We start from the raw sequence: 20,580 nt of genomic DNA on the forward strand, positions 1-20,580 counted from the left end.
TTGTTCCTCCTTGTCCTATCATAAGAAATAACGTTGTATATCATTCCAAGTGACGAGCACCATGATGATTAATACAAAAACCGCACCTGCTGCAATAATAACTGTTTCTGCTTTTTTATTGGCAGGTTTTCTAAATATCGCTTCGTAAATCACGAATAAAATACGCCCACCATCCAGTGCAGGAATCGGTAATAAATTCATAATTCCCAAATTCACACTTAATGCGGCCGTCCAACTGATTAAGTTAATAATTCCCGTTTTAACTACCGTATCGACATTTTTGTAAATACCGACTGGACCATTTAACATATCAAAACTAAAGTCACCTGTAAAAATACTCGCAATCATACTGGCTACAGCAACGAAAATAATTTTACCGTATTCTATCGTCTGTTGGATACCGAATAGAAGCGGTTCAAACAGCGAACGCTCTCTTTCAGGCATAAAACCCAGCTGATAATCTGTTTGTTTAGTTGTTTTTGTCGTTTGAATTTCTACTTTTTTCGGTGAGAATTCTTTTTCAATCGTTTTACCGTCACGTTCAATGACGATGGTTGTCGGCTTGCCTTCTGTTGCTTCAAGTTGCTTTTTCACATCATTAAAACGATGGATCTCATGATTACCGATTTTTTTAATTTCATCACCTTTTTGCAAGCCAATTTGTTGCGCTGGTGATTTTTCTCCAACTTGCGCAATTTTAGGCACAGGGACACCTTCATAATACGCCAAACCGATAATTAACACAAAAGCTAAAATAAAGTTGAATAATGGACCAGCAAAAAGTGTTAAAAACTTTTGATACGGCTTTTTATGCGTAAACTGACGATGTCGTGGTGCAATTTGGATCAAACTCCCATTTTGTACGAAGAATGCTTTTTCAGCAATGTTAAAACGATGACGTGCATCATCATCAGCCGTTATACCTTCAATAAATAAGTCCTCAGTTAAATCGACTTGTTTCACTTCTAGCGCTTCGATCTGTTGAAATTTATGTTGATCATCTAAAATGATGTGCGTCACTTCATTCGCGTCATTTGTTTTGATTCTCACATGCATACCAGGTTGAACAGGTTGCTCTTCCATCCCGTCTCCCGCCATACGCACGTAGCCACCTACCGGCAACAAACGAATAGTATAAAGTGTTTCATCTTTTCGAAAACTAAAAATCTTTGGACCCATACCAATCGCAAACTCAGGACACATAATGCCCGCACGTTTCGCGAAATACATATGACCAAATTCATGTACAAATACGAGTACACCAAAGACAATAATAAATGCAATAAGGGTTATGAGCACAGTTACTTACACCTCATATTCTTTTGTTTTATAGTAATAATCTAATTCTAAAATTTGTTCCAGAGTTGGATTTTGAATGACCTCATGTGCGGCCATTTCACGTTCGATTATTTTTTCAATATCTAAAAAGGCAATTTCTCGGTTTAAAAACTTAGCCACTGCTACTTCATTAACAGCATTTAATACGACCGGCATCGTACCACCGATACGCAGTGCATCATACGCATATTGTAAACAGCGATAACGATCAAAGTCCATAGGTTTAAAATTCAATTGCGCTACTTCTGCAAGGTTTAATGATGGCGCTTGATGCTCTATACGTTCAGGGTATGTGAAAGCGTACTGAATCGGCATGCGCATATCTGGCGTACCTAATTGTGCCATCACACTCGTATCAACAAATTCGACCATTGAATGAATGATACTTTCTTTATGCAAAATGGTTTGAATTTGATCAATATCTAAGTCAAACAGCCATTTCGCTTCAATCACTTCGAAGCCTTTATTCATCATCGTTGCAGAATCAATCGTAATTTTATGACCCATAGACCAGTTCGGGTGATTTAAGGCATCTTCCACCGTAACTGAAGCCAATTGATCACGTGTCAAGTCACGGAATGAACCACCACTTGCCGTAATGACCACGTTTTTCACTTTGCGCATCTCTTCGCCATTTAAACATTGAAAAATCGCAGCATGTTCTGAGTCTACTGGTAAAATATTGACCCCATGTTGACGCGCATGTGCCATCACTAATTCACCTGCAACGACTAACGTTTCTTTGTTGGCTAATGCGATATCTTTCCCTACTTCAATTGCTTTCATCGTCGGTTCAAGCCCTACGCTACCTAGCAATGAATTTAACACTAAATCATTTTTATTGTAAGTCGCAACTTCAATTAACCCTTCACGACCACTGACAATATGACTGTGATAAGGTTTCAATTGTGCAACTGCGCTTTCTTCCTGTACAGCAACAATCTCAGGATTAAATTTTTGTATCACTTCAATTGCAAAATCAATGTTTTTTCCTACAGTGAATGCGATTAAATTAAAGTTTTCAGGATGACGTTCAATGACATCAATAGCCTGTTGACCAATAGAGCCTGACGCACCTAAAATAGCGATATTTTTCATCATTTCTCACTTCTCTTTACATTTGAATTAAGAAAATATTCATTAAAGGTAATACGAACATAAAGCTGTCAAAGCGGTCTAAAATCCCACCATGTCCTGGTAGTAAACGTCCTGAATCTTTGACACCAAAATGACGTTTGAACCCTGATTCTACTAAATCGCCCAATTGTCCGAACATACTCAATACGACGGTGATGAGTAAGAGTCCTACCATTGGATAATCAAAATCAACGAAAAACATAAATGCCAGTGGCACAATTAAACTACAAATTAACCCACCGATAAATCCTTCAATCGTTTTGTTCGGGCTAATCGTTGGCCATAATTTACGTTTTCCTAAAAGGCGTCCAAATATGTATGCCCCAGTATCTGTCAACCATACAATCAGTAATCCGAATAAGATAAATTCTAACCCTGCTTCTCGCGTTACATAAAAATACATAAAACCAATACCTACGTATGCGACAGACATCAAACAAAAGGCAGAGTCCATAAAGCTAAATCTATTTTTTGACATCACTGTATAACTTAAAATAATAAAACTCATCGCAATCAGTGATTTTTGTTGCAAAACGATAACCCACTCCCCAAAATCTTGCGGGAGCATCATAATGACTAATGCCAATGCACTCAAAAGACCAGGTATTGACAATAATTGGATTCTATTCATGTTTAAAAGTTCTTTTAACGCAATTAATGCAAGTAAAAATGTAAAATACATCCATGTTGATCCACCAATGAGCAAAATAGGTAAAAAAACAATGAGTGCCACTATCGTTGTGATTGTTCTAACCTTCATCCCACTACTCCTATCTACAATCCTCCAAATCTTCTTTGTCGTGATTGATATGTTTTAATACATGCTTTTAACTCTTCCTCATCAAAATCTGGCCACATTTTAGAATTAAAAATAAATTCACTGTACGACAATTGCCAAATCAGGAAATTACTAACGCGTTGTTCCCCAGACGTACGAATCAATAATTCTGGATCAGGATAATCACGAGTCATGAGATACTTTTGAAAATGTTGTTCTGTTAACGCATCGATATCTTGATCAGACGCATGACGCATCTCTTTCATCAATGTTTGAATACCATAAACAATCTCCGCACGACCACCGTAATTAATCGCAAATATTAAAGTCAATCCCGTATTGTCAGCTGTTTTAATTTTCGCTTCTTCAATCGCCTGAATCGTTTTTTCTGGCAATTCATCAATAAAGCCAACCGTTTCGACTCTCACATTTTTCTCAATCAATTCTGGCAAAAACGTATTTAAAAAATTAACAGGTAAGCCCATGATGTAGTTGACTTCTTCATCCGGTCGCGACCAATTCTCCGTTGAAAAAGCATAAAGGGTCAAATACTTAACCCCTAAATCACTTGCCGCACGCGTAATTGTTTTGATCGTTTGCATGCCTTGATAATGCCCTTTAATTCTTGGCATTTTACGCTGTTTCGCCCAACGCCCGTTGCCATCCATAATAATTGCAATGTGTTCAGGTATATTATGTAGATCGAGCGCTTCGATATGGTTTTGAGTGTCATTTTTTTTCATAAATTTCTTAAACATGCGTGTTCCTCCGAGCCTATTTCGTCTCTTAAAATATTATAATCTCATAAGCGTACAATTATCTACCATTTTATCACACTCAATACCCGCATTGAATAAACAAAGAAAAAAACTGTACCAAAGTCGTATTCGGTACAGCTTAAAAGTAGACAAACTTTTTCTACAGTCTTCCTATTAAATTGGACTGAGTTCACACACCTTACATAGATTAAGCCAACATGATAAGGTGAATGACAGCGCGATTTAGACTGACATGATATCTTTTTCTTTGTCTGCCACTAACTGATCGATTTCTTTGATTGAACTATCAGTAATTTTTTGCACTTCGTCAGATCCGTTACGTAACTCATCTTCAGAAATATCGCCATCTTTTTCTTGTCTTTTTAACGTATCGTTCGCATCACGACGAATGTTACGGATAGAAACTTTCGCGTTTTCACCCGTTTTTTTCACTTCTTTAACAATCTCTTTACGACGTTCTTCAGTTAAAGCAGGTACCATAATACGAATGACATCACCATCACTCGTTGGGTTAACCCCTAAATTTGCTGCGATGATTGCTTTTTCAATGTCAGCCAAAGACGTTTTGTCATATGGAGATACAACGAGTAAACGTGCTTCGGGAACGTTAATACTTGCAAGTTGTTGTACAGGCGTAGGCGCACCATAGTAATCGACTTGAACACCTGCTAGTAAGTTTGAGTTCGCACGGCCCGCATTGATTTGAGCTAATTCACGAGATAAATTCTCAGTTGACTTTTTCATACGCGTTTTTGCATCTTGAATAATTTCTTTCATTGTTTCGCACCTCTATATTATTTTGTAATGATTGTACCGATATCTTCACCTTGAACAGCACGTTTAATATTGCCTTCTTCCATAATAGAGAAGACTTTTAACGGTATATTGTTGTCCATACAGAATGAAGAGGCTGTTGAATCCATTACTTGTAAACCTTCTTGTAATAGTTGGATATAAGTCAAGCGATCATACTTTTTAGCATTTGGGTCAACTTTAGGATCTGCTGAATAAACGCCGTCCACATTGTTTTTACCCATTAAAATCACATCTGCTTCCACTTCGGCTGCACGTAATGCTGCAGTTGTGTCTGTTGAGAAATAAGGGTTTCCAATACCAGCTGCAAAAATAACGACACGGTTTTTCTCTAAGTGACGAATTGCACGACGACGAATGTACGGCTCGGCAACTTGTTTCATTTCGATTGAAGTTAATACACGTGTGTCGCAATCCAATTGCTCAAGACTATCTTGTAAAGCTAATGCATTCATGACAGTTGCTAACATCCCCATATAGTCAGCTGTACCACGATCCATACCTAAATCGCTACCTGTTTTCCCACGCCAAATGTTACCACCGCCTACGATTACAGCAATTTGAGTGTCCATTTTAGCTACTTCTGCCACCTGTTCTGCGATACTCTTAATAATCATTGGATTAATACCAAAACCTTTATCGCCTGCTAGTGCTTCTCCGCTTAATTTCAAAACTACTCGCTTATATTTGGAAGTTTCAGTCATTATTTTTAACCTCTCTATTCGTAATATGTAAAACAATACAAGTAAAGAAGACACAATAGGTATCTTCCTTGTACACGGCTTCAATCATGCATTGAAGTCATGCTAAGGAGGACACGAAAGGTGTCTTCTTTCTTATACAAAACCGTGTTAATTATTTCATTTGTCCTTTAACTTCATCAGCAAAGTTTTCTTGGCGTTTTTCAATGCCTTCACCTACTTCGTAACGTACGAAGTCAACAAGTTTGCCACCTTTAGATTTAAGGAATGCTTCAACTGTTTGATCAGGGTTTTTAACGAAGTTTTGATCAACTGCACAAATTTCTTGTAAATATTTACGTAAACGGCCTTCAACCATTTTTTCAACGATGTTTTCTGGTTTACCTTCATTTAAAGCTTGTTGTTTTAAAACTTCTCTTTCGTGGTTAAGTTCTTCTTCGCTTACTTGCTCAGAAGATACATATTTAGGGTTGATTGCTGCGATGTGCATTGCAACGTCTTTCGCTGCGTCTTCATCAGTTGTACCTTCAACAACAGAAAGTACTGCAATACGACCACCCATGTGTAAATAAGCACCGAATGCATCGTTATCAGTTTTAGTTCTGATTTCGAAACGACGTAAGCTTAATTTTTCACCGATTGTTGAAATTGCTTCAGTCATATGTTCAGAAACTTTTTTACCATTTGGTAATGTTGTTTCATTTAATTCTTCTACAGTTGCTGCTTTTGTATCAAGAATTTGGTTAGCAATTTCTTTTACAAGCTGTTGGAAACCTTCGTTACGAGCAACGAAGTCCGTTTCAGAGTTGATTTCAACGATAACTGCTTCATTACCTTTCACTTCAACATGTGTGATACCTTCAGCTGCAATACGGTCAGCTTTTTTAGCTGCTTTGGCAATACCTTTTTCACGAAGGTAGTCAATCGCTTTTTCGATATCTCCATCTGTTGCTTCTAAAGCTTTTTTACAGTCCATCATACCCGCGCCAGTTCTTTCGCGTAATTCTTTAACAAGTTTAGCTGAAATTGCCATTCATAATTCCTCCAATTTAAAAAATGCTTAATTTATTTTAAAAAAAGGTGATAAGCATATTTATCTTATCACCCATTTCAAGATGCGTCTTAGTTAGATTCAACAGTTGCTTCAGTGTTTTCTGTCGCTTCAGTTGATTCGCCTTCTGCTGTTTCATCTTCTGTTAAGTCGATGTCTTGTTCAGCAGCCACTTCTTCGTTTGATACACCTTGTTGACCTTCTAAGATTGCGTCCGCCATTTTACCAGTTAATAATTTAACCGCACGGATTGCGTCATCGTTCGCTGGGATAACGTAGTCAATTTCATCTGGATCACAGTTTGTATCAACAATACCTACGATAGGAATGTTTAATTTACGCGCTTCTGCAATTGCATTACGCTCTTTACGTGGGTCAACTACGAATAATGCTTGTGGCATTGATTTCATTTCACGAATACCGCCTAAGAATTTAATTAAACGGTCATATTCTTTTTTAAGTTCTACAACTTCTTTTTTAGGAAGTACATCGAAAGTACCGTCTTCTTCCATTTTTTCAATTTCAGAAATACGTTGAACACGTTTAGAAATTGTTTTGTAGTTTGTTAAGATTCCGCCTAACCATCTTTGGTTGACATAGTAGTGGCCAGCACGTTCTGCTTCAGCCTTCACTGATTCTTGCGCTTGTTTTTTCGTACCTACGAATAAAACTTTACCGCCTTCTTCAGAAACTTGTTTAACAAAGTTGTAAGCTTCTTCAACTTTTTTCACTGTCTTTTGTAAGTCGATGATATAGATGCCATTTCTTTCAGTGAAAATGTACTTTTTCATTTTTGGGTTCCAACGGCGTGTTTGGTGACCGAAGTGAACACCAGCTTCTAATAATTGTTTCATTGAGATTACTGCCATAATATAAATTCCTCCTATTGGTTTACATCCGCCACGTCCACTCGTATAAAAACGATAAATAACCTTATCGCACCCTCTTATACTTTGATGCACGTGTGTGTTTTGACTTTTTCAGCCGCATATTAATATATCACAAGATGTGACAAATTGCAACAAGTCAAGCCATTTATTCTGTGCGAGATAACTCGTCTAAAAATGCTTCTTTTTTAACTTTAATGAATGTCCCTTTCATACCGAGTGAACGAGACTCAATCACGCCCGCACTTTCTAATTTTCTTAATGCGTTAACGATCACTGAACGTGTAATACCTACGCGGTCAGCTACTTTAGAAGCAATCAGTAAACCTTCTTTACCACCAAGTTCTTCAAAAATATGATCAATTGCTTCTTTTTCTGAATAAGATAATGAGTTAATCGCCATAGAAATTGCTGCTTTATCACGCGCTTCAGATTCAATTTCTGAATGTTTTTCACGCAATATTTCCATACCGATTACTGTTGCAGCATACTCACCAAGTATGAGGTCATTATCTTCAAACTCGTCAGACACGCGTCCTAAAACGAGTGTACCTAGACGTTCGCCACCACCAATAATTGGGAATACAGTTGTTTTTGAATCTTTAAATACTGATTCATTTTCTGGTGGGAATACAGATAATTCATCATCAATTGAAATGTTAGATAACGTTTCATAAACATGCATTAACTTTTCGGTATATTTTTCAGGGATATGTCGGTCTTCCAACATTTTAATAATACGTTCGTTCTTAAGTAATTCATTTAAGCTAGAACCTAATATTTTACCGCGACGAGAAACAATGAACACATTAGTTACAGTCACTTTACTAATTGTTTGTGCAACATCTTTGAAATCTACTGAGATGCCCTTATGTTTTTGTAACAAACTACTCAATTCTCTTGTTTTCGATAATAAGCTCATGTCATTACTCCTTTTTTTCTTATAAAATAAATTCGCTTAAATCTTTGTTTGTCGAAATCGTTTTTAATTTATCATCAACATATTGTGGTGTGATGTCCACTTGTGCATGCGGCATATTGGGTGCTTCGAAAGACAAGTCTTCTAACATTTTTTCTAATATCGTATGCAGACGACGCGCACCGATATTGTCCGTTTCTTGGTTGACATGATATGCCATTTCCGCCAGTCGATAAATGGCTTCATCTGTAAAGTTCACAACAACCTCTTCTGTTTTCAATAACATTTCATATTGCTTAATTAAGGACAATTTCGGTTCTTTAAGAATACGTACAAAATCATCTACTGATAAATCTTGTAATTCTACGCGAATTGGAAAACGTCCTTGTAGCTCCGGAATTAAATCACTTGGTTTCGATACATGAAAAGCTCCAGCGCCAATAAAAAGCATGTGTTCCGTACTAACAGTACCATATTTCGTCTTAACTACGCTACCCTCAAGGATAGGCAGGATGTCACGCTGTACACCTTGTCTCGAAACATCTTGACCACTATTTTGATTTGACGTTGCAACTTTATCAATTTCATCAATAAAAATGATACCCATTTGCTCTGCTAAATCAAGTGCTTCTTGGTTCGCTGTTTCGTGATCAATCATCTCATCAGCAAATTGGTCAACTAAAATTTTACGTGCTGTTTTCACCGGCAATTCTTTTTCAACTTTTTTCTTCGGCATCAGTTGATTCATCATTTCTTGCATCTGCTCATTTTGGTTCGTGCCGAGCATACCTAGGGCGCCCGGGTCTTGCTCTACTTTCACTTTAACTTTCTCTTCTTCAAGCTGTCCGTTCAGTAACTGTACACGAATTTCAGAGCGCTTTGTTTTAATATCTTCTGTTGGTGGTTCTTCCTCATCTTCTTCGTTGTGCTGTCCAAAGTTCGGGATGGCGCCACCAAATAAAGACTCTAATGGATTGTTGGTATTTTGACTTGCTTTTTTCTTTAAACTCGGCACAAGCAATTTCACTAATTTATCATTCGCTTTTTGTGTCGCTGCTTCAACAACATTTGCTTTTTTCTGATCTTTAACTAAACGAACAGCAACGTCAACTAGGTCTCGGACCATACTTTCAACATCGCGACCGACGTACCCCACCTCAGTGAATTTCGTTGCTTCTACTTTTAAAAACGGTGCACCGACAATTTTGGCCATACGGCGTGCAATTTCAGTTTTCCCTACACCTGTCGGCCCCATCATCAAAATATTTTTAGGTGCAATTTCTTGTTTCACTTCATCATCAAGCAAACTACGACGATATCTATTTCTCAATGCAATGGCAACTTTCTTCTTAGCTTCTTCTTGACCTACAATATATTCATTTAATCGATCTACAATATCTTTGGGTGTAAATTTAATCGCATTACGATCCATGCTCGATACCTCCATTAAAGTTCTTCCACTGTGATATGGTCATTCGTGAATACACATATGTCTGAGGCTACTTTCAAGCTTTCATATGCCATTTCACGTGCGCTTAAGTGTGATGCATGTCTTTTAAACGCGCGACCGGCACTTAACGCAAAATTGCCACCTGAACCGATTGCAATCAAATCATCATCCGGCGCAATGACTTCGCCTGTCCCGCTCACGACGAGGATATGTTCTTTATCCATCACAATGAGCATCGCTTCCAGTTGACGTAATTGTTTGTCGCCACGCCACTCTTTCGCAAGTTCTACAGCTGCTCTTTCAAGATTACCGCTATATTGTTGTAATTTGGCTTCGAATTTTTCAAAAAGTGTAAAAGCATCTGCCACGCTACCAGCAAAACCTGCAATGACCTTGCCATTATATAGCTTTCTTACTTTTTTGGCAGTTTGTTTCATAATCACTTTTTCACCTAAAGTGACTTGGCCATCACCTGCCATCGCTGCGCCACCATTATGTCTCACTGCATATATCGTTGTTGCATGTATTGATGAACTCATGTATGATTACTCTCCTTTTTTCGCACGTGGATGTGCCTGTAAATAAACATTTCTTAATTGTTGATTCGTCACATGGGTGTAACGTCCTGTTGTTGATAAATTAACATGTCCAAGTAGACTTTGAACAGTTCTAAGGTCTGCCCCTTCATTCAACAAATGTGTCGCAAATGTATGTCGCAGTTTATGTGGATGTATCGATGTGACACCCGCTGTACGTTTGACAATATCATTTAACACATAACGCACACCTCGTTCTGTAATCGGCTGACCTTTTAAATTCGTAATTAAATATGGGTGCTGTACATTTTGAATCGGTGCAAACTCCGCCAAATACTGTTCGATACTTTGTCTACAAAATTCTCCAAAAGGTACGATACGTTCTTTGCCACCTTTACCCAACACTTTAATCCAACACATTTCAAGGTCAACGTCTTCTGTTTTTAAAGACACTAATTCAGAAACACGAATTCCTGTTGCATAAAACAACTCTAAAATCACTCTGTCTCTCAATCCTTTGTGTGCGTCTTGCATGACCGTTTGAAACAAGGCTTCCATCTCTTCAGTATAAAAAAACGTTGGCAAATATCGTTCTTTTTTCGGGTGGACCAACTGAACAAATGGATTCACTATCTCGTGGTCTTGCGTCATCCAAAATGCATAAAAACTCCGTAATGTAGATATTTTTCGAGATACTGTAGTCCGTTGAAGTCCCAAATCATAAAGCGTCTGTAAATAATTTCTTGCATCTATATATTTGAATGCCGTGAGCGATAATTGTTCTTGTGCAAGAAATCGATTAAATTGGACGAGATCATCATGATAAGCCTTCAACGTGTGGTCTGAGAAAAAACGTTCCCTTTTTAACATATCTAAAAATTGCTCTTGGATTTGTTTCAATTCAAAAAACCCCTCCATCATTAGCATTGTAGCATAATGATGAGGGGAACTGCATTGATTATACATTGAATTTTTATATTTATCAAAATTTTGCTTATTTTGCCATTAATTACAGTTTCATTACAACGTCTGTTTAAAGTGATCCAAATGTTCTAATGCACGATTTGCTAAAGTTTCATAACGCTCTTTTTTATCTTTAATACGTTGTTCAAGCGGCGGTACGAGACCAAAGTTCGCATTCATCGGTTGGAAATTTTTATTGTTCGTTGCATGTGAAATGTAATACGCCATACTACCGAGCATTGTTTCACGAGGGAAGACGACATCTGCTTTACCTAACATACGATGCGCTAAGTTAATTCCCGCAATCATACCACTTGCAGCACTTTCCACGTAACCTTCCACGCCTGTCATTTGACCTGCAAAGAATAAGTTTTTGCGATTTTTAAATTCATAAATCTCACTCAACACTTCTGGAGAGTTGATAAATGTGTTACGGTGCATCACGCCATATCTTACAATATCGACGTTTTCAAGTCCTGGAATAAGACGAATCACTTCTTTTTGTGCGCCCCATTTCAAACGCGTTTGGAAACCTACAATGTTGTACAAAGTCCCTGCAGCATCATCTTGTCTTAATTGAACGACAGCATAAGGACGTTTTCCAGTTTTTGGGTCTTCTAATCCGACTGGCTTCATCGGTCCGAACAGTAACGTTTTTTCACCTCTGCCTGCCATCACTTCAAACGGCATACAACCTTCAAAATACTTTTCTTTTTCGAAATCATTCATCGGTGCGACTTCAGCTGCGAGCGCGGCTTCATAAAAACGGTCAAACTCCTCTTTAGTCATTGGACAGTTTAAATAAGCGGCTTCACCTTTATCGTAACGTGATTTCAAATACACTTTATCCATATCGATAGAGTCTTTTTCAATAATCGGTGCAGCTGCGTCATAGAAATACAGTTGGTCTTTGCCTGTTAATGCAACGATTTCTTTCGCAAGTGGTTCTGTCGTTAATGGACCGGTCGCGATAATCGTTGGACCTTCAGGGATAGACGTCACCTCTTCATTACTCACAGTCACATTCGGATGATTTCTTAGCTTTTCAGTGATATATCCTGCAAAGTCATGGCGATCTACAGCTAACGCACCACCCGCAGGTACACGGGCATGATCCGCTGCTGCAATAATCAATGAATCTAAACGGCGCATTTCTTCTTTTAATACACCGACAGCATTCGTAAGCGCGTTCCCTCTTAATGAATTGGAACATACGAGTTCAGCAAATTGATTCGTATGATGCGCCGGTGTTTGTTTCACTGGTCGCATTTCATAAAGGTTCACGTGAATGCCACGTTCCGCCAATTGAAATGCTGCTTCAGACCCTGCTAAACCAGCGCCGACAATATTAACAGATGTCATGGTTTTTACCTCACTTTAATACACATATTATTTTTGAACTTCTTCTTTATAGTCACAATTCGAACATACAACTTGTGTCGCACGTCCTTTTTTATTCTCTGCCAAGTAATGTTGACATTTCGGACAATCACGGCCAATCGGTTTATCCCAAGTAACAAAATCGCACTCTGGATAATTTGAACAACCATAGAAAATACGGTTTTTCTTAGATTTACGTTCAACGACATCGCCCTTTTTACATTTCGGACATGTCACACCAATCGGCTTCGTAATCGCTTTCGTATTACGACAATCAGGGAAATTAGAACATGCCATGAACTTACCGTAGCGTCCCATTTTAATGACCATTGGATTGCCACACACTTCACAATCTTCGCCTGCGGGTTCGTCTTTAATTTCAACCTTTTCCATTTCTTTTTCCGCGCGTTCAACGTCTTGTTTAAAGCTATTGAAAAAGTCACCCACCACTTTTTTCCAAGCTACATCGCCATCCGCAATTTTATCGAGTAACGTTTCCATGTTCACAGTGAAATCGACATCGATAATCTCAGGGAAGTACTCTTTCACTTGTTCATGCACGATCTCTCCCAATTCAGTTGGGACGAAACGTTTACTTTCATTCTTCACGTAATTACGCTTCTGAATCGTATCAATTGTTGGCGCATATGTTGAAGGACGACCGATTTTAAGTTCCTCTAATGTTTTAACGAGACGTGCTTCTGTATAGCGTGGTGGTGGTTGTGTAAAGTGTTGTGCCGGATCAATTTTAGTCGCCAACACTTCATTACCGACTTCAAGCTTTGGCAAACGATTTTCTTTTTCTTTACCTTTGTCATCATCTGTTTCAACATACAGTGTCATAAAACCTTTAAACTTAATCGTCTGACCGTTTGCTCTAAATTTCACATCATTTTGCGTTAAATCGACAGCAACCGTATCTAAAATTGCAGGTGCCATTTGACTCGCCACAAAGCGTTCCCAAATCAATTTATACAAGCGATATTGATCACGTGTTAAATAGTCTTTCATCTCAGCAGGTGTTCTTAACGTACTCGTTGGACGAATCGCTTCATGGGCATCTTGGTCACCTTGTTTACCCTTTTTCGTCACTTTAGATAAATACGCACTACCATATTCTGACTCGATAAATTGTTTCGCTTCATTTTGCGCATCTTTCGAAATACGGGTCGAATCCGTTCTCATATAAGTAATAAGCCCAATTGTACCTTTACGCTTCAAGTCAATACCTTCATAAAGTTGTTGTGCCACCATCATCGTTTTACGCGCCTTGAAATTTAATTTCCGAGCCGCTTCTTGTTGCAAAGTGGAGGTTGTAAATGGGTTGGCAGGTTTACGTGTTTTTTCTTTTTTCGTCACATTAGATACTGTGAATTGATTACCGTCTAACGCTTTCGTAATGACTGTCACATCATCTTTCGTCGCTAACTTGAACGGTTTATCTTTATAATGAAGAAACTTGGCATTAAACTTTGATTTTCCATAACGAAATTCGCCTTCAATCGACCAATATTCTTCAGGTTTAAAGTTACGAATTTCATTTTCACGGTCAATCACAAGACGTAACGCTACAGATTGTACACGTCCAGCTGATAAACCTTTTTTTACTTTTTTCCATAATACAGGAGAAATATTATAACCTACTAAACGGTCCAATACACGTCGAGCTTGTTGCGCATCGACTAAATCCATTTCGATACCGCGTGGGTGTTTAAAACTTTCTTTTACAGCGTCTTTCGTAATCTCGTTAAAAACCACGCGATTTTCTTTACTATCTTCTAGTTCTAAAATGTTTGCCAAGTGCCATGCAATTGCTTCACCTTCACGATCGGGGTCACTTGCGAGAAAAACTTTTTTTGCTTTTTTCGCATGTCTCTTCAAATCTTTAACAACTGGCCCCTTACCTCGGATAGTAATATATTTAGGTTCATAGTCATGTTCAACATCTACGCCCATTTGACTACGTGGTAGATCTCTCACATGACCCATTGATGCAATCACTTTGTATTTTTTGCCTAAATATTTTTCTATTGTTTTCGCTTTTGCAGGCGATTCAACAATGACAAGATTATCTGCCAAAGTAGTTACCCCCTTGCTTTTTCTGTTTACAAAGATAAATGATAAACGGTTATTTTTATATTTGTCAATCTTTTGTATTTATTTCACAAAGCGTTAACATTTAAATTTGCATAATCTTTCAATATATCCTGGGCACATAATACAATTTCTGCTCCCTCTTTGACACGTAGCATATTACCTTTCGTATGCACGTTGAACATATCCCCCGGCAGTACATAAACATTACGATTTTGTTCTAATGCCTGATCCAACGTAATGAGCGCGCCACTTTTTTCTTTTGCTTCAGTGATAAGTATTCCTTTCGACAAACCACTAATAATGCGATTGCGTTCAGGAAATCTAAATTTAGCAATAGGCGTGTAAGGTGGATATTCGCTTATAGTCAAATGATGTTGTTCCATCCTCTGGCGTAATGCTTGTGTGTTTTTAGGATAATGATGAAAATGCCCAAAGGCGAGCACACCGATCGTGGACAAGTCATGTCGAATCGCATAATGATGTGCGAGTGCGTCTGTACCGTGTGCCAGCCCTGAAATAATCGTTAGTGGAAAATGTTGAAATGTGTTAAAAAGTGTTTCAAGCGCTTGTGGCGTGTATGCTGTATGTTGCCTTGCGCCTACAATGCCAAGACTATTAGTAGAATGTTGAAGCAGTTCAAGTCGTCCTTTACAAAATAAAATCAACGGGGGATCATAAATTTCTTTTAACAGTGGTGGATAAAGCGGTTCGTCTATCATAATCGGGACAATTTGATGTTCATGTAACGTCGCTTCAATCGTATGAATATTAAGCATATCGAGTCGTATGAGCTTTTGTTGTAAATGGAATTGCGACATGTGTGAAAGCATCGATTTGAAGGCTTGAATGCGCTGAGGTAGATTTCCTGTTAAAGTACAAAGTTTAGGGTAATAGTATTGAATTTGTTGTGTTGAAAATCCAGCGTACAGTAATAATAGTAGTAATTGTTTCATACGTGGTGGTCACCTCTTGATGTAGAATAAGCGTGATGGATGATGCGGAAAATAAAAGAAGTTGTGCCAAACATAAACGGCATGTTTAAAGGGGAATAAAAAAGGATATCAAAATCAAGCTATCATCACACGCCCTGTTAGTGATGATACATTAACAGCCCATGTATGAATAGCTTCAAAATCGCGGTGTATCAGTTCAGTTGCCTGACACACCGCTGATGTTTGTATTGAAATTCAATTATTTAACAGTAAGTAATGATTCGTAAATGCCTGCTTCTTTAGCGGCTTCAATTAAAGTTGAACCGATTTCAGAAGGCGTTGCTGCTGTTTTAACGCCACATTCATTTAATGTTTTGATTTTTTCTGCAGCTGTCCCTTTACCACCTGAAATGATTGCACCAGCGTGACCCATGCGTTTTCCTGGAGGTGCTGTTTGACCACCGATGAAGCCGACAACAGGTTTGGTCATGTTCGCTTTAATCCACTCAGCAGCTTCTTCTTCTGCCGTACCACCAATTTCACCGATCATCACAACAGCTTTCGTGTCATCATCATTGTTGAATGCTTCTAACACGTCGATAAAGTTTGTACCGTTAACTGGGTCCCCACCGATACCTACAGCTGTAGATTGGCCGATACCTTCTTCAGTTAATTGATGTACCGCTTCATATGTTAAAGTGCCAGAGCGTGAAACAACGCCGACATGGCCTTTTTTGTGGATGTATCCTGGCATAATACCAATTTTCGTTTCATCTGAAGTGATGACACCTGGGCAGTTTGGTCCAATTAAGCGCGTCTTTTTACCTTCAAGATAACGTTTAACCTTAATCATATCAATAACAGGAATATGTTCAGTAATACAAATTGCTAAGTCTAATTCAGCGTCGATACATTCTAAAATCGCATCAGCTGCAAATGGTGCTGGTACGTAAATAACAGATACGTTGCCGCCAGTTTCTTTTTTCGCTTCTTCAACAGTATTGAAAACAGGTACGCCTTCAACAACTTGTCCACCTTTACCTGGTGTTACCCCTGCAACAATTTGCGTACCATATTCCAACATTTGCTTAGTATGGAAAAGGGCAGTTGACCCTGTAATACCTTGTACGATTACTTTTGAATTTTTATCTACAAATACACTCATTGTAGTTGTCCCATCCTTTCCTTACGCTTCGTTTACAAGTTTAACAATTTTTTGTGCACCTTCAGCCATTGTATTCGCTGGTTCAATTGCTAAACCTGAGTCTTTTAAGATTTGTTTACCTTCTTTAACATTTGTACCTTCAAGACGTACAACTAATGGCAATGTTAATTCCACTTCTTTTACTGCCGCTACAATACCTTCAGCGATAATATCACAACGCATAATACCACCAAAGATATTAACGAAAATACCTTTAACGTTGTCATCGCCTAAAATAATTTTGAACGCTTCAGTAACTTTTTCTTTAGTTGCACCGCCACCTACGTCAAGGAAGTTAGCTGGGTTACCATTAAAGTGATTAATCGTATCCATTGTTGCCATCGCTAAACCTGCACCGTTCACCATACAACCGATATTACCGTCTAATGCAATATAAGATAAATCGTATTTAGAAGCTTCAATTTCTTTTGGATCTTCTTCTTCTAAATCGCGTAATTCAACGATATCTTTGTGACGGAATAATGCGTTGTCATCAAAGTTGATTTTAGAGTCAAGTGCTAAAACATCACCTTCACCCGTTAAAACAAGTGGATTAATTTCAACGATTGAACAATCTTTTTCAATGAACACATTATATAAAGCAATTAAAAACTTAACCGCTTTGTTAATTGATTCTTTAGGAATATTGATGTTAAACGCGATACGGCGTGCTTGATAAGGCGCTAAACCAATGACTGGATCAATTGTTTCTTTGAAGATTTTTTCAGGGTTTTTCGCTGCAACTTCTTCAATTTCAGTGCCACCCTCTTCAGACGCCATTAAAGTCACACGGTCTGTCGCACGGTCAATAACAAAGCCGACATAATATTCTTTTTGGATATTGGCACCTTCTTCAATGTAAAGACGCTTCACTTCTTTACCTTCAGGACCTGTTTGGTGTGTCACGAGAACTTTTCCAAGCAACTCATTTGCATATGCTTCAACTTCTGATAAAGACTTAGCGATTTTCACACCACCAGCTTTACCACGTCCTCCCGCATGGATTTGCGCTTTAACAACATATACATCTGTGACTAACTCTTTCGCTTTCTCAACGGCTTCTTCAGCAGAAAAAGCCACACGCCCTTCTGGTACTGCTACGCCCATTGAGCGAAAAATTTCTTTTCCTTGATACTCATGGATATTCATACTCCATCCTCCTGTTTCTTAAGGTTAAGTTCAAGTACAATTATAGGAAATGTAAGCGCTATTGTAAACAGATTCCCTTTCGTATCAAGATGTTTTATAAAGGCTAACACCTCTTGCATCACACACAATACATTGTTTCAGCAGATATCAAATGATAAAAATTATTTTTTAGCACACAGAGCTTAACGCAAATAAAATGTTCCTAAAATAAAAACTAGGACAAAACGGAAACAACTCCGCCTCATCCTAGCCTATGATACACTACACTAACCCTCATCATTCACCTGGAACGAAATTTGTGTATCATCATCCATCGGTACTTGCACAATCTTTTGCTCATCCTCAGTTGACTCCACCACAAACTGATGCTCCTTCAACAAACGAATCAACTCCGCCTGCTGTTCATCCTCAATCGAAATATTCAAATTCTCTTCAATCTCTTCTTTAATCTTCTTTAACTTCGCTTCATCTTCAGTAATTTCAACTTCTTTTTCTTCAAAGTGTACGAGCACTTTATATAATTTTCGCAATGTTTCATCCATGAGTTTCTTATTCCTTTCTTTATTAGAAATTACTACTAGTAAAACATAATTCTAACTTTTTGAAAACTTTTTATATGCTGATCTATTTCGTTTAAAACTTTGAAACCATTGATTTAATAGGCTCGAAAGTCTTCCTGTGAATAGTTGTCACGCCGTATTGTTTCAAACCATCTAAATGTTTTTGCGTACCATAACCAGCATTCTGTGCAAAATCGTAACCAGGATATTGTTTTGCATATTCTGCCATCAAGTCATCACGATACACTTTTGCGATAATACTGGCTGCAGCGATGGACACACTTTTCGCATCTCCTTTAATAATCGCTTGTTGTGGTGCAGTCAAATGATCGAGCGTCATCGCATCAATTAAATAATGTGTCGGTGTGACTGACAAATTTTCAATCGCACGGTACATCGCGATTTGTGTTGCCACATAAATATTGTGTTCGTCAATTTCTTCAGGTGTTGCAACTCCCACTGCCCAAGCACGCACTTGCTCTTTTAATGACGTGTTCAACAAATTCCGTTGTGTGACAGACAACTGTTTGGAGTCGTTAATACCTACAAAGTCATGTCCGGGCTGTAAAATGACTGCACTTGCGACGACAGGTCCAGCAAGAGGCCCGCGTCCAACCTCATCTACACCACAAATCAATGCCTCTGGTTGCACATTTAAAATTTCTGTTTCGTATATACACATGTCACGATATTTTTGTTGTTGTAACGCTATTTTTTCAAGTTGACGTTGACGTTGCACAAAAGCTTGTTGGACCCCTTTTCGTTCATCTTGGAAATCAGGATGTTGCGCTAACTCCTTTAACGACGTCAAGTGTTTCAATTCTGCTTTAATCGCTTGAATTGTTTTTCCTTTACGCATCGGTCTCAGCCTGCCACTCAGAATATAAGTCAAAGCAATATGTCCCGATTTTTGCATTTCTGATGTCATAAATCAGTGCCTCAATGACCGCTTCATAATCCACTTCATTTCCACGTTGTAACAGCCCACGTTTACGTCCTATCGCATCAAACCAATCCAGCATTTCTGCATCTCGCAGGACATCAATTTTAAAATGGGCGAGCAATGCTTCATAATCATGTTCAATGAGAAATTCTAATCCGTAAATCGCCACTTCATCTAAATGGACGATGCTATCTTTAATTGCACCTGTTAAACTCAGCTTTTTACCAATCAGTTGGTCTTCAAACTTTGGCCATAAAATCCCCGGTGTATCTAACAACTGTAAAGATTTGCCCACTTTAATCCATTGCTGTTGTTTCGTTACACCCGGTTTATTCCCTGTTTGTGCAATCGAACGGTTCGCTAACTTGTTAATCAAAGTCGATTTCCCCACGTTAGGGATACCGACGATCATTGCGCGTATGGCTCTCGGTTTTAACCCTTTTACCTTTTCACGTTCAAACTTTTCACGTGTTGCTTCAATCGCAGCCGCTTCTACATTTTTCAAGCCCTTACCATGTTTCGCATCAACGGCTACAGGATAAGCCCCTTTTTCTCTAAAAAACGCATACCATTTTTCCATTTCTTTTAAATTGGTCATATCTTTTTTATTGAAAATGACGACGCGTGGTTTTTGTTGAATCACCTCATCAATCATAGGGTTTCTTGAACTAAAAGGAATGCGTGCATCAACTAATTCAAAGACCACATCCACTTTCTTCAGTTGTTCCGTTACTTCTCGTTTCGCTTTGGCCATATGACCTGGATACCATTGAATCACCATAGTTTTAACTCCTCTTAATTATTCTTCCAAATCGTTTTTTTTAATGTTATATGTTATATTAATTGTTAGTTTTAAAGATATAAACATATGATATTGCATGACGAATTAAAGCATCCGCATCATGTATTGTATAACAAAATTTGATATACACCACTTTAAGTATAATCAACTTTATCGTCAAT

The 20,580-nt window shown here is 38.2% G+C and carries 20 protein-coding genes; all 20 read right to left on the reverse strand.

Going from position 1 to position 20,580, the window contains the following annotated elements; all coding sequences use genetic code 11:
• Positions 1-18: 18 nt before the first annotated feature.
• The 20 genes from rseP to ylqF all read right to left on the reverse strand — a co-directional run bounded on the left by rseP (position 19) and on the right by ylqF (position 20,398).
• Positions 19-1,299 carry an RIP metalloprotease RseP gene (gene rseP / locus BJK46_RS04300; protein ID WP_103263432.1) on the reverse strand — a complete coding sequence of 427 codons (1,281 nt, stop codon included), beginning with the start codon at positions 1,297-1,299 and terminating at the stop codon, positions 19-21.
• A gap of 6 nt (positions 1,300-1,305) precedes the next feature.
• Positions 1,306-2,436 (reverse strand): 1-deoxy-D-xylulose-5-phosphate reductoisomerase, encoded by a 1,131-nt coding sequence (locus tag BJK46_RS04305; protein ID WP_014614076.1) that lies wholly within the window; start codon positions 2,434-2,436, stop codon positions 1,306-1,308.
• A gap of 16 nt (positions 2,437-2,452) precedes the next feature.
• Positions 2,453-3,235 carry a phosphatidate cytidylyltransferase gene (locus BJK46_RS04310; protein ID WP_014614077.1) on the reverse strand — a complete coding sequence of 261 codons (783 nt, stop codon included), beginning with the start codon at positions 3,233-3,235 and terminating at the stop codon, positions 2,453-2,455.
• A 14-nt stretch (positions 3,236-3,249) separates the two neighbouring features.
• Complete coding sequence (locus tag BJK46_RS04315) at positions 3,250-4,011, reverse strand: isoprenyl transferase (RefSeq protein WP_063278811.1); 762 nt, start codon at positions 4,009-4,011, stop codon at positions 3,250-3,252.
• A gap of 243 nt (positions 4,012-4,254) precedes the next feature.
• Complete coding sequence (gene frr, locus BJK46_RS04320) at positions 4,255-4,809, reverse strand: ribosome recycling factor (protein ID WP_014614079.1); 555 nt, start codon at positions 4,807-4,809, stop codon at positions 4,255-4,257.
• A gap of 17 nt (positions 4,810-4,826) precedes the next feature.
• Positions 4,827-5,549: a UMP kinase gene (pyrH, locus tag BJK46_RS04325; RefSeq protein ID WP_014614080.1), complete on the reverse strand. Its 723-nt coding sequence runs from the start codon at positions 5,547-5,549 to the stop codon at positions 4,827-4,829.
• A gap of 151 nt (positions 5,550-5,700) precedes the next feature.
• Positions 5,701-6,579, reverse strand: coding sequence for a translation elongation factor Ts (tsf, locus tag BJK46_RS04330; protein ID WP_014614081.1), 879 nt, complete (start codon positions 6,577-6,579; stop codon positions 5,701-5,703).
• 89 nt (positions 6,580-6,668) lie between these two features.
• A complete protein-coding gene (gene rpsB / locus BJK46_RS04335; RefSeq protein ID WP_014614082.1) occupies positions 6,669-7,466 on the reverse strand; it encodes a 30S ribosomal protein S2 in 798 nt (265 codons plus the stop codon).
• Between the two features lie 166 nt (positions 7,467-7,632).
• Positions 7,633-8,406: a GTP-sensing pleiotropic transcriptional regulator CodY gene (gene codY / locus BJK46_RS04340; protein ID WP_014614083.1), complete on the reverse strand. Its 774-nt coding sequence runs from the start codon at positions 8,404-8,406 to the stop codon at positions 7,633-7,635.
• A gap of 19 nt (positions 8,407-8,425) precedes the next feature.
• Positions 8,426-9,835: an ATP-dependent protease ATPase subunit HslU gene (hslU, locus tag BJK46_RS04345; protein WP_014614084.1), complete on the reverse strand. Its 1,410-nt coding sequence runs from the start codon at positions 9,833-9,835 to the stop codon at positions 8,426-8,428.
• 14 nt (positions 9,836-9,849) lie between these two features.
• Positions 9,850-10,392, reverse strand: coding sequence for an ATP-dependent protease subunit HslV (hslV, locus tag BJK46_RS04350; RefSeq protein WP_014614085.1), 543 nt, complete (start codon positions 10,390-10,392; stop codon positions 9,850-9,852).
• 6 nt (positions 10,393-10,398) lie between these two features.
• Entirely contained in the window at positions 10,399-11,310 is a 912-nt protein-coding gene (gene xerC, locus BJK46_RS04355; protein ID WP_015729043.1) for a tyrosine recombinase XerC, read from the reverse strand.
• 99 nt (positions 11,311-11,409) lie between these two features.
• On the reverse strand, positions 11,410-12,714 hold the full coding sequence (trmFO, locus tag BJK46_RS04360; RefSeq protein ID WP_015729042.1) for an FADH(2)-oxidizing methylenetetrahydrofolate--tRNA-(uracil(54)-C(5))-methyltransferase TrmFO: 1,305 nt from the start codon (positions 12,712-12,714) through the stop codon (positions 11,410-11,412).
• A 27-nt stretch (positions 12,715-12,741) separates the two neighbouring features.
• Entirely contained in the window at positions 12,742-14,811 is a 2,070-nt protein-coding gene (gene topA / locus BJK46_RS04365) for a type I DNA topoisomerase (RefSeq protein ID WP_014614088.1), read from the reverse strand.
• Between the two features lie 83 nt (positions 14,812-14,894).
• The gene (dprA, locus tag BJK46_RS04370) at positions 14,895-15,782 is read right to left on the reverse strand and encodes a DNA-processing protein DprA (protein ID WP_014614089.1); all 888 of its coding nucleotides are present in this window, start codon (positions 15,780-15,782) and stop codon (positions 14,895-14,897) included.
• A 238-nt stretch (positions 15,783-16,020) separates the two neighbouring features.
• Positions 16,021-16,926 (reverse strand): succinate--CoA ligase subunit alpha, encoded by a 906-nt coding sequence (gene sucD, locus BJK46_RS04375; protein ID WP_014614090.1) that lies wholly within the window; start codon positions 16,924-16,926, stop codon positions 16,021-16,023.
• A gap of 21 nt (positions 16,927-16,947) precedes the next feature.
• Positions 16,948-18,114, reverse strand: a complete 1,167-nt coding sequence (gene sucC, locus BJK46_RS04380; protein WP_014614091.1) for an ADP-forming succinate--CoA ligase subunit beta — start codon at positions 18,112-18,114, stop codon at positions 16,948-16,950.
• A gap of 266 nt (positions 18,115-18,380) precedes the next feature.
• Positions 18,381-18,656 (reverse strand): hypothetical protein, encoded by a 276-nt coding sequence (locus BJK46_RS04385; protein ID WP_014614092.1) that lies wholly within the window; start codon positions 18,654-18,656, stop codon positions 18,381-18,383.
• A 91-nt stretch (positions 18,657-18,747) separates the two neighbouring features.
• The gene (locus tag BJK46_RS04390) at positions 18,748-19,533 is read right to left on the reverse strand and encodes a ribonuclease HII (RefSeq protein ID WP_014614093.1); all 786 of its coding nucleotides are present in this window, start codon (positions 19,531-19,533) and stop codon (positions 18,748-18,750) included.
• Positions 19,526-20,398, reverse strand: coding sequence for a ribosome biogenesis GTPase YlqF (gene ylqF / locus BJK46_RS04395; protein ID WP_103263431.1), 873 nt, complete (start codon positions 20,396-20,398; stop codon positions 19,526-19,528). Before ylqF ends, BJK46_RS04390 begins: the two co-directional genes overlap by 8 nt.
• Between the last annotated feature and the right edge of the window lie 182 nt (positions 20,399-20,580).

Origin of the sequence: Staphylococcus pseudintermedius, assembly GCF_001792775.2 — a bacterium.
Taxonomy (GTDB): Bacteria; Bacillota; Bacilli; order Staphylococcales; family Staphylococcaceae; genus Staphylococcus; species Staphylococcus pseudintermedius.

Coding starts and splice junctions, on each gene's coding strand:
- BJK46_RS04305 (WP_014614076.1), bottom strand. CDS start 2,436: ATGAAAAATATCGCTATTTTAGGTGCGTCAGGCTCTATTGGTCAACAG.
- BJK46_RS04310 (WP_014614077.1), bottom strand. CDS start 3,235: ATGAAGGTTAGAACAATCACAACGATAGTGGCACTCATTGTTTTTTTA.
- BJK46_RS04315 (WP_063278811.1), bottom strand. CDS start 4,011: ATGTTTAAGAAATTTATGAAAAAAAATGACACTCAAAACCATATCGAA.
- frr (WP_014614079.1), bottom strand. CDS start 4,809: ATGAAAGAAATTATTCAAGATGCAAAAACGCGTATGAAAAAGTCAACT.
- pyrH (WP_014614080.1), bottom strand. CDS start 5,549: ATGACTGAAACTTCCAAATATAAGCGAGTAGTTTTGAAATTAAGCGGA.
- tsf (WP_014614081.1), bottom strand. CDS start 6,579: ATGGCAATTTCAGCTAAACTTGTTAAAGAATTACGCGAAAGAACTGGC.
- rpsB (WP_014614082.1), bottom strand. CDS start 7,466: ATGGCAGTAATCTCAATGAAACAATTATTAGAAGCTGGTGTTCACTTC.
- codY (WP_014614083.1), bottom strand. CDS start 8,406: ATGAGCTTATTATCGAAAACAAGAGAATTGAGTAGTTTGTTACAAAAA.
- hslU (WP_014614084.1), bottom strand. CDS start 9,835: ATGGATCGTAATGCGATTAAATTTACACCCAAAGATATTGTAGATCGA.
- hslV (WP_014614085.1), bottom strand. CDS start 10,392: ATGAGTTCATCAATACATGCAACAACGATATATGCAGTGAGACATAAT.
- xerC (WP_015729043.1), bottom strand. CDS start 11,310: ATGATGGAGGGGTTTTTTGAATTGAAACAAATCCAAGAGCAATTTTTA.
- trmFO (WP_015729042.1), bottom strand. CDS start 12,714: ATGACATCTGTTAATATTGTCGGCGCTGGTTTAGCAGGGTCTGAAGCA.
- dprA (WP_014614089.1), bottom strand. CDS start 15,782: ATGAAACAATTACTACTATTATTACTGTACGCTGGATTTTCAACACAA.
- sucD (WP_014614090.1), bottom strand. CDS start 16,926: ATGAGTGTATTTGTAGATAAAAATTCAAAAGTAATCGTACAAGGTATT.
- sucC (WP_014614091.1), bottom strand. CDS start 18,114: ATGAATATCCATGAGTATCAAGGAAAAGAAATTTTTCGCTCAATGGGC.
- BJK46_RS04385 (WP_014614092.1), bottom strand. CDS start 18,656: ATGGATGAAACATTGCGAAAATTATATAAAGTGCTCGTACACTTTGAA.
- BJK46_RS04390 (WP_014614093.1), bottom strand. CDS start 19,533: ATGCGTAAAGGAAAAACAATTCAAGCGATTAAAGCAGAATTGAAACAC.
- ylqF (WP_103263431.1), bottom strand. CDS start 20,398: ATGGTGATTCAATGGTATCCAGGTCATATGGCCAAAGCGAAACGAGAA.